The 9,333-nt window shown below is 59.9% G+C and carries 8 protein-coding genes; 7 read left to right on the top strand and 1 reads right to left on the bottom strand.

Annotation, left to right across the window (positions count from 1 at the left end; all coding sequences use genetic code 11):
- Window positions 1-39: 39 nt before the first annotated feature.
- Window positions 40-1,596 carry a nitric oxide reductase transcriptional regulator NorR gene (gene norR, locus ACF8GF_RS04430; RefSeq protein ID WP_176685508.1) on the bottom strand — a complete coding sequence of 519 codons (1,557 nt, stop codon included), beginning with the start codon at window positions 1,594-1,596 and terminating at the stop codon, window positions 40-42.
- Window positions 1,597-1,750: 154 nt separating this feature from the next.
- Here norR and hmpA point away from each other — a divergent pair, with 154 nt between their 5' ends.
- The 7 genes from hmpA to cyoE all read left to right on the top strand — a co-directional run bounded on the left by hmpA (window position 1,751) and on the right by cyoE (window position 9,269).
- On the top strand, window positions 1,751-2,929 hold the full coding sequence (gene hmpA / locus ACF8GF_RS04425) for an NO-inducible flavohemoprotein (protein ID WP_392487730.1): 1,179 nt from the start codon (window positions 1,751-1,753) through the stop codon (window positions 2,927-2,929).
- A 452-nt stretch (window positions 2,930-3,381) separates the two neighbouring features.
- Complete coding sequence (locus ACF8GF_RS04420; protein ID WP_176685510.1) at window positions 3,382-3,888, top strand: disulfide bond formation protein B; 507 nt, start codon at window positions 3,382-3,384, stop codon at window positions 3,886-3,888.
- A 559-nt stretch (window positions 3,889-4,447) separates the two neighbouring features.
- Window positions 4,448-5,389, top strand: a complete 942-nt coding sequence (cyoA, locus tag ACF8GF_RS04415; RefSeq protein ID WP_176685511.1) for a ubiquinol oxidase subunit II — start codon at window positions 4,448-4,450, stop codon at window positions 5,387-5,389.
- Window positions 5,390-5,392: 3 nt separating this feature from the next.
- Complete coding sequence (gene cyoB, locus ACF8GF_RS04410) at window positions 5,393-7,411, top strand: cytochrome o ubiquinol oxidase subunit I (RefSeq protein ID WP_010952047.1); 2,019 nt, start codon at window positions 5,393-5,395, stop codon at window positions 7,409-7,411.
- 3 nt (window positions 7,412-7,414) lie between these two features.
- Window positions 7,415-8,038, top strand: coding sequence for a cytochrome o ubiquinol oxidase subunit III (gene cyoC / locus ACF8GF_RS04405; protein ID WP_019436939.1), 624 nt, complete (start codon window positions 7,415-7,417; stop codon window positions 8,036-8,038).
- Window positions 8,038-8,370 (top strand): cytochrome o ubiquinol oxidase subunit IV, encoded by a 333-nt coding sequence (cyoD, locus tag ACF8GF_RS04400; RefSeq protein WP_003248599.1) that lies wholly within the window; start codon window positions 8,038-8,040, stop codon window positions 8,368-8,370. The genes cyoC and cyoD overlap by 1 nt, the downstream gene beginning before the upstream one ends.
- An 11-nt stretch (window positions 8,371-8,381) precedes the next feature.
- Entirely contained in the window at window positions 8,382-9,269 is an 888-nt protein-coding gene (cyoE, locus tag ACF8GF_RS04395; RefSeq protein WP_003248596.1) for a heme o synthase, read from the top strand.
- The last annotated feature ends 64 nt before the right edge of the window (window positions 9,270-9,333 follow it).

Raw genomic sequence — 9,333 nt, 5'->3', positions numbered from 1 at the left:
CCAGATGGCTTTCTGGGTTAATCCTTTGGTAGAAAAGCCTCAGCGAAGCCCAAGCCTGCGGGCCAAACGGCTCAGGTTTGCGCGGTCCAGACCGAGTTCGCGGGCCGCTGCTGCCCAGTTGTCCTGATGCCGCTGCAGGCAGGCTTCGATCACCTGTCGCTGGTAAATATCGACGGCTTCACGTAAGCCGCCTTCAGGCGGGGTGACCACTTGCAGCGGTGCAGCGGGGGAGGGCAGCGTGCCTGGCGTCGCTGCCGACACGCGCAGGTCCAGGTCGATGGCGTCTAGGGTGAGGATACGTGGCCGGTCAGGGTGCTGGCCCAGCGCCTTGAGGGCCGAGCGGCCGATCAGGTGTTCCAGTTCGCGCACATTGCCTGGCCAGTCGTAGTCGATCAACGCGGCTTGGGCCTCATGGCTCAGGCGCAGGCTGTTCAGGCCCAGCCGTGAACGGTTCTGTTCGAGGAAGTAGCCCGCCAATAGCAGCACGTCTCGCCCACGTTCGCGCAACGGTGGCACGTGCAGCGGGTATACGCTGAGGCGGTGATAGAAGTCGGCGCGGAAGTTGCCCGTACGCACCTCGGCAGCCAGGTCGCGGTTGGTCGCTGCGATCAGACGCACGTCGACCCGGTGCTCGCGGTCCGAACCCAGGCGCTGCAGTTGGCCGCTTTGTAGCACGCGTAACAGCTTCGCCTGCACCGTCAGCGGCAGTTCGCCCACTTCGTCGAGGAACAGTGTTCCGCCGTTGGCCAGCTCGAACTTGCCGCGGCGCTCGCCATGCGCACCGGTGAAGGCGCCGCGCACATGGCCGAACAGTTCGCTTTCCACCAAGGTGTCGGGCAGGGCGGCACAGTTGAGGCTGATCAGCGGCTTGTCGGAGCGGCTACTGGCCTGGTGCAGGGCCTGGGCCACCAGCTCCTTGCCGACGCCGGTCTCGCCGGTAATCAGCACGGTCAGGTCGCTGCTGCCGACCAGACGAATTTCTTCCACAAGGCGTTTGTGCGCGGGGCTCTGGCCAATCAGCTCTCTATTCTGGCTGCTGGCCTGGCGGTAGAGCTCGGCGCGATGGTGCTCGTTCTCGGCGCGCAGGGCCAGGTGCTCGATACGCTCGGCCACGGTAACGGTGGCGGCCGCCAAGCTGGCAAAAGCCTGCAGGGCATCCAGTTCCAGGCTCTGGAACTGCCCGGGGGTGAGGGCGTCGAGGGTGAGCAGGCCCCATGGGCGCTCATCGACCATCAACGGGCAGCCCATGCAGTCGTGCACTTCGAGGTCCGCATCGGGGGCGTGGACCAAACCATCGTAGGGGTCGGGCAGTTCGGAATCGCTGGCGAAACGGGTGGGCTCCGGGCGGCTGAGCAGTATCTGGAAACGCGGGTGTTCGCTGACCCGAAAGCGCCGGCCGAGGGTGTCGGGGCTAAGGCCATCCACTGCCAGCGGTACCAGCCATTCGCCATCCAGTCGCAGCAGTGCTGCGGCATCGCACGGCAGCAGGCCACGCATGGCTTGCAACAGGCGGCGGTAGCGTTCCTGGTCGGGCAAATCGCGGGACAGGTCGCTGACCAGAGGCAGCAGGGCGGTGAGCAGTGGCTTTGTAGTCATATGGACTCCTATGGGTCGATATGACTATACGCGGGGGAAGGTCTTTTTGACATGACCTGCATCAAGCCCCTGATTTTGCTGGCGTTAAAAGTTGGCACGATTGCTGTAATGGCATGGGCAGTCATTTGAAGCCACAGGCTCAGGAGTTGTTGCAATGCTCAATGCCGAACAACGTGTAATCATCAAGGCCACTGTACCCCTGCTGGAAAGCGGCGGCGAAGCACTGACCACCCACTTCTACAAGATGATGCTCAGCGAGTACCCCGAGGTACGGCCGCTGTTCAACCAGGCCCACCAGGCCAGCGGCGATCAGCCGCGTGCGCTGGCTAACGGCGTGTTGATGTATGCCCGCCATATCGACCAACTGGAGCAACTGGGCGGCCTGGTCGGGCAGATCATCAACAAGCATGTTGCCCTGCAGATTCTGCCGCAGCACTACCCGATTGTCGGAAGCTGCCTGCTGCGCGCCATCGAAGAAGTGCTGGGCAAGGACATTGCCACCCCTGCGGTGATCGACGCCTGGGGCGCGGCCTATGGCCAGCTGGCCGACATTCTGATTGGCGCTGAAGAAAACCTTTATAAAGAGAAGGAAGAGGCCGAGGGTGGCTGGCGCGGTACACGTGAATTCCGCCTGGTACGCCGTGAGCAGGAAAGCAGCGAGATCGTTTCGTTCTACTTCGCCCCGGTGGACGGCATGCCGGTGCTCAAGGCAGAACCTGGCCAGTACATCGGCCTGAAGCTTGACATTGACGGTGTCGAGCAGCGCCGTAACTATTCCCTGTCGGCGCTGTGCGACGGCAAGGAATACCGCATTAGCGTCAAGCGCGAGGCGGGCGGCAAGGTCTCCAGCTACCTGCACGATAAGCTGGTGGTGGGCGATACCCTGCAACTGTTCCCGCCTGCGGGGGACTTTACCCTGGCAGCCAGCGACAAGCCGCTGGTGCTGATCAGTGGAGGGGTGGGCATTACCCCGACCCTGGCAATGCTGCAGGCAGCACTGCAAACCCGGCGCGAGGTGCATTTCATCCACTGTGCGCGTAACGGCGCGGTGCATGCCTTCCGCGACTGGATCGATGGCTTGGCGGCGCGTCATCCACAGCTCAAGCGCTTCTACTGCTATGCCGAGCCGGAAGGGGGCGCTGCAGCCGATGCGGTGGGTTTGCTGAGTGAAGACCTGCTGGCAGAGTGGCTGCCGCGGGAACGTGACGTGGATGCCTACTTCCTCGGGCCCAAGGGCTTCATGGCGGCGGTCAAGCGTCAGTTGAAGGGCTTGGGCGTGCCGGAGCAGCAGAGCCGCTACGAGTTCTTCGGGCCGGCGGCAGCGCTGGAGTGATGTAGCGCCTGTGCCGGCCTCTTCGCGGGCAAGCCCGCTCCCACAGGTATTGCACCGGTCTTGAATGTGGTGCCGTCTGTAGGAGCGGGTTTACCCGCGAAAGGGCCGGTACAGGCCTATAGAGTACTCGTCCCCCGCTGCAGCACACCTCTCTGCCTATATATAAAGAAGAGATGAAAACACCTGCGCAGCTTTCATCCTTAATCGTCCTTTAATCACGTTATCCTTCACTCCCGGGTGTCGAGGGGCTTGCCCCTGCGCGGCACCTGGGCAGCCGTTTTTTGCCGCCTGGCGTTGAACCGACGTCGTTGCGGCCGGTCTCAGCCACACCGGATAGTCCTGCGCAGTGCTATCGCACCGCTTCCTCGGCACGCTCACAGGCCCTGCCCAGCGTGTAGACTTGCGCCCAGGCAGGCGGACCACGCTGCCACTATCCATCGAAGGAACCGGCAATGAACGAACAAACATCGCGCCTAAATCGGGAACGGCGCTTTCTGGTGCTGTTGGGCCTGATCTGCCTCTCGCTGATCGGCGGTGCCCTCTACATGCAAGTGGTGCTGGGCGAGGCACCTTGCCCGTTGTGCATCCTGCAACGTTATGCACTGCTGTTCATTGCCGTGTTTGCCTTCATCGCGGCGGCGATGCCCGGGCGCCGCAGCCTGACCTTCTTCGAAGCGCTGGTGGTGATCAGTGCAATTGGCGGAATCGTTGCGGCCGGCAACCATGTGTATATACTCGCCAACCCCATGGTCAGTTGCGGTATCGATACCTTGCAGCCGATCGTGGATGACCTGCCACTGGCAAAGCTGTGGCCACTGGCATTTCAGGTCGACGGCTTCTGCAGCACGCCCTACCCGCCGATCCTCGGTCTGTCGCTGGCGCAATGGGCACTTGTGGCGTTCGTGCTGACCGCCGTCCTGGTTCCGCTCGGTATCTACCGCAACCGACGCCAGGTTTAGACAAAAGTCCCGAATTGCATGGGGTCTTTTGCACCGCATGAGGAGAGGGAAAAGTTGCGCACCGCTTGATCCAGATCAATCCCTAAGCCTTGCAGAATGCGGCTTTGAGGCCTGGCAAGCGGGGTGCGACAAACTGTCGCGAAGTTGAATTCTTGAGCAGCATTGTTACGGATTCTGTAAAAGACTGTTGCTCAATAAGTCATAGTCAAGGGTTGGCGACCTATCTACAATCGCCCCCAATTTCCGTTCGGCACTGCTTGCGAGTCGCAGGATTGAAGGAAGCCTCAGCGCTCCTTTTTGCTGACTTCGTCAAGTTTCGCCCAACGGCGATACCGGGCGGACACCCCTCCGCGTTTTCCCGCACCAAATGGACTTGGTCTGAAGTACAGGCCTGTTGCCTACGAAACCATAAGCACCGCTAACCCGCTTGAAGCCAAGGTCCTGCAGTCGGACCCCAGGCAGGAGTGAGTACGGGCGCGAAATGCCTCACTTGGCAGGACGAAGTGTTGGCTACCAAAACACAAATTGCATTGAAGCAAGCTGATCTAGAGGTCGTGAGATGAGTAAAAAGCGTTACCCCAGACTGTTTGGCATATTGCCCTTTTTAGGCATGCTTTTACTCAGTGGGTGCAACTGGACCCTGCTCGACCCGAAGGGCCAGGTCGGCATTGAGCAAAAGAACCTGATCCTGATCGCTACCGGCCTGATGCTGCTGGTGGTAATTCCTGTCATCATCATGACCCTGGCGTTCGCCTGGAAGTACCGTGCTTCCAACAAGGCAGCCACCTACACCCCGGACTGGTCGCACTCGACCAAGATCGAGGCCGCGGTGTGGATCATCCCGATCCTGATCATCATCGCCCTGGGTTACGTCACCTACCACTCCACCCACAAGCTGGACCCTTATCGTCCGCTGGATTCGGACGTGAAGCCGGTTCAGATCGACGTGGTCGCGCTGGATTGGAAGTGGCTGTTCATCTACCCGGAGCAGGGCATTGCCACGGTCAACAAGATCGTCTTCCCGGCTAATACCCCGGTCAACTTCCGCGTCACTTCCGACGCCGTGATGAACTCGTTCTTCATCCCGGGCCTGGGCGGCCAGATCTACGCCATGGCCGGCATGACCACCAAGCTGCACCTGATCGCCAACGAAAATGGCGAATTCGACGGTATCAGCGCCAACTACAGCGGTGCTGGCTTCACCGGCATGAAATTCAAGGCTACTGCCACCTCTCAGGAAGACTTCGACAAGTGGGTCGCTGAAGTCAAGCAGTCGCCGAAGAAGCTGGACAAGGCCGAATATGCCGCCTTGGCCAAACCAAGCGAAAACAACCCGGTCGCGCTGTACAGCGAGGCTTCGCCTGAGCAGTTCCAGCTGATCGTCGACAAGTACGAAGGCATGAACCGCGGTCGTAGCCACGAAGAAGCAGGCAGCACAGATCTGGCCACAACCAAGGGTGTGGAATCGAGTATGCAACCAGCTGCCGGTGCAGAGGAGTAAGAGATGTTCGGTAAACTAAGCCTGGAGGCGATACCCTATCACGAGCCGATAGTCATGGTGACGCTTGCCATGATCGCGCTCGGCGGTATCGCTGTCGTCGGTCTTATCACCTATTTCCGCAAGTGGACCTACTTGTGGAGCGAGTGGCTGACTACTGTCGACCACAAAAAGATCGGCGTGATGTACATCATCGTCGCGATGGTCATGCTGCTGCGCGGCTTCGCCGACGCCATCATGATGCGTACCCAGCTGGCTGCCGCAACCGGCGGCTCCGAAGGCTACCTGCCGCCTGAACACTATGACCAGATCTTCACCGCTCACGGTGTGATCATGATCATCTTCATGGCGATGCCGTTCTTCACCGGCCTGATGAACCTGGCGGTTCCTCTGCAGATCGGTGCACGTGACGTTGCCTTCCCGTTCCTGAACTCCCTGAGCTTCTACCTGCTGCTGGCAGGCGTGCTGCTGGTCAACATCTCGCTGGGCGTTGGTGAATTCGCCAAGACCGGCTGGGTTGCCTATCCGCCGCTCGCGGGCATTCAGTACAGCCCTGGGGTGGGTGTCGACTACTACATCTGGGCGCTACAGCTATCCGGATTGGGTACGACACTTACCGGCGTGAACTTCCTCGTCACCGTGATGAAGATGCGCGCACCTGGCATGAAGCTGATGGACATGCCGATCTTCACCTGGACCTGCACCTGGGCCAACGTACTGATCGTCGCTTCGTTCCCGATCCTGACTGCTGCACTCGCTCTGCTGACTGTTGACCGTTATCTGGACTTCCACATCTTCACCAACGAGCTTGGTGGGAACCCGATGATGTACGTCAACCTGTTCTGGGCGTGGGGTCACCCTGAGGTTTACATCCTGATCCTGCCGGCCTTCGGCGTGTTCTCGGAAGTAACTTCGACGTTCTCTGGCAAACGCCTGTTCGGCCACCACTCGATGATTTACGCATCGGGCGCGATCGCCATCCTCGGCTTTGCTGTATGGCTGCACCACTTCTTCACCATGGGTGCCGGCGCCAGCGTCAACACCTTCTTCGGCCTGGCGACGATGCTGATCTCCATTCCGACCGGTGTGAAGCTGTTCAACTGGCTGTTCACCATGTACCAAGGCCGTGTGCGCTTCACCGCACCGATGCTCTGGACCCTGGGCTTCATGGTCACCTTCTCCATCGGTGGCATGACCGGCGTACTGCTGGCTGTTCCGGGTGCTGACTTCGTCCTGCACAACAGCCTGTTCGTAATTGCGCACTTCCACAACGTGATCATCGGTGGCGCGGTATTCGGCTACATCGCCGGTTTCGCCTTCTGGTTCCCGAAAGCCTTCGGCTTCACCCTGAACGAGAAGTGGGGCAAAGCTGCCTTCTGGTTCTGGCTGTCGGGCTTCTACGTTGCGTTCATGCCGCTGTACGCCCTGGGCTTCATGGGCATGACCCGTCGTCTGAACCACTCCGACAACCCACTATGGGAACCCTACCTGTACGTAGCCGTTGTCGGCGCCGTGCTGATCCTGTTCGGTATCGCTTGCCAGCTGATCCAGATCGTCGTTTCGGTCCGCGACCGCAACCAGAACCTGGACGTGACCGGCGACCCATGGGGCGGCCGTACCCTGGAATGGTCGACTTCTTCGCCACCTCCGTTCTACAACTTCGCTCACATGCCTGAGAAAGTTGGCCTGGACTGCTGGCACGAAGCCAAGGAAGCAGGCGTTGCGTACAAGGCTCCGGCCAAGTACGAAGCCATTCACATGCCGAGCAACACCGCTACCGGTCTGTTCATGGGCCTGTTCCTGACCGTCTTCGGCTTCGCCTTCATCTGGCACATCTGGTGGCTGGTTGGCGCGAGCCTGGTTGCAACCATCGCTGTCTTCGTTCGCCACGCTGCACGTGACGACCAGGGCTACATGGTTCCGGCCGAAGAAGTGGCGCGCATCGAAGGCGAGCGTATGAAAGCGCTGGCCAAAGCAGGTGCTCTGCCTGCCGGCGCACGTGTCGAATCGTTTGAGCGGGTGTAATCAATGTCCAGTCAAGTAATGCACGGCGCTGCTCATGGTCACGACCATGGGCACGACGACCACCACCACGACTCGGGCCAGATGACCGTACTGGGCTTCTGGCTGTACCTGATGACCGACTGCATCCTGTTTGCGTCGCTCTTCGCCACCTACGCGGTGCTGTCCGGCAGTTTTGCCGGCGGCCCGTCGGGTCATGACATCTTCCAGCTCGATTTCGTAGCTGTTGAAACGCTGCTCCTGCTGCTGTCCTCGATCACCTTCGGCTTCGCCATGCTGAAGATGTTCGATGGCAAGAAAGCTGGCGTACTGGGCTGGTTGGCTGTGACCTTCCTGTTCGGTGCAGGCTTCATCGCGATGGAAATCTATGAGTTCCATCACCTGATCAGCGAGGGCTTCGGCCCGCAGCGCAGTGGCTTCCTGTCGGGCTTCTTCGCCCTGGTAGGTACCCACGGTCTGCACGTGACTGCTGGTCTGATCTGGATGGCAATCATGATGTACCAGATCAACAAGCACGGCATCACGCCGACCGCCAAGACCCGCATGAGCTGCCTGAGCCTGTTCTGGCACTTCCTGGACGTGGTCTGGATCTGCGTATTCACCGTCGTTTACCTGCTGGGGGTTCTGTAATGGCTAACGCACACGACACTCATCACGAAGGTAATCACGGCAGCGTCAAGTCGTACATGATCGGTTTTGTACTGTCGATCATCCTGACTGCGATCCCGTTCGGCCTGGCCATGACCGCCAGCCTGCCGAAGAACCTGACCGTTCTGATCATTGTTGCCATGGCCGTGATCCAGGTGGTTGTTCACCTGGTTTACTTCCTGCACATGGACCGCTCGAAAGAGCAACGCAACAACGTTTCGACGTTCCTGTTCACCACCCTGGTGATCGCTCTGCTTGTCGGCCTGTCGCTGTGGATCATGTTCAGCATCCACTTCGAAATGTTGGCCAAGTGAGGTAAGACTGCATGTCCGTTAAGCACTTTATCCAAATCACCAAACCGGGGATCATTTTCGGTAACGTGCTTTCCGTGGCAGGCGGTTTCTTCCTTGCCTCGAAGGGCCATGTGGATTTCGCCCTGTTCCTGGCGGTGGTGATCGGTACTTCTCTGGTGGTTGCGTCCGGATGCGTGTTCAACAACTGCATCGACCGTGACATCGACCACAAGATGGAGCGCACCAAGAACCGTGTCATGGTTCAGGGCGGCATGTCGCTGCCCCTCGCGCTGATCTACGCCACCCTGCTCGGGGTGGCGGGTTTCAGCCTGCTGTATGTCCAGGCCAACCCGCTGTCTGCGTTCTGCGCACTGATTGGCTTTGTCGTCTACGTCGGTTTCTACAGCCTGTGGCTGAAGCGTAAGTCGGTGCACGGCACCTTGGTCGGCAGCCTGTCGGGTGCCATGCCTCCGGTGATCGGCTACTGCGCCGTGAGCAACAGCTTCGACCTGGCTGCGGTAACCCTGCTGGTGATGTTCAGCCTTTGGCAAATGCCGCACAGCTTTGCCATCGCGATCTTCCGCTTCAAGGATTACAGCGCTGCCAACATTCCGGTTCTGCCGGTGGCACGTGGCATCCTCGCGGCGAAAAAGCAGATCGTGCTGTACGTGCTGGCCTTCGTGCTCGCCACCCTGATGCTTACCCTCGGCGGTTACGCCGGCCTCGGCTACCTGGCCGTGGCAGCAGCCATGGGCCTGTACTGGCTGTACATGGCCTGGGGTGGTTACAAGGCCGAGGACGACAGCAAGTGGGCCCGCAAGGTGTTCGGCTTCTCCATCCTCACCGTTACTGCCCTGAGCGTGATGATGGGTGTGGACAGCCAGACTGCTGCGGACGTGCTGATGACCTACGCTCGCTGAAACTGCTGCCTGTTTCACGAAAACCCCGGCCTCTGCGCCGGGGTTTTTTTTGATGTTTTTCCTG

This window comes from Pseudomonas sp. yb_5, from assembly GCF_043103865.1.
In the GTDB taxonomy this organism is placed as follows: Bacteria; Pseudomonadota; Gammaproteobacteria; order Pseudomonadales; family Pseudomonadaceae; genus Aquipseudomonas; species Aquipseudomonas putida_Y.
Note: the sequence above shows the minus strand (reverse complement) of the source record. Positions and strands in the feature narration are given on the sequence as shown.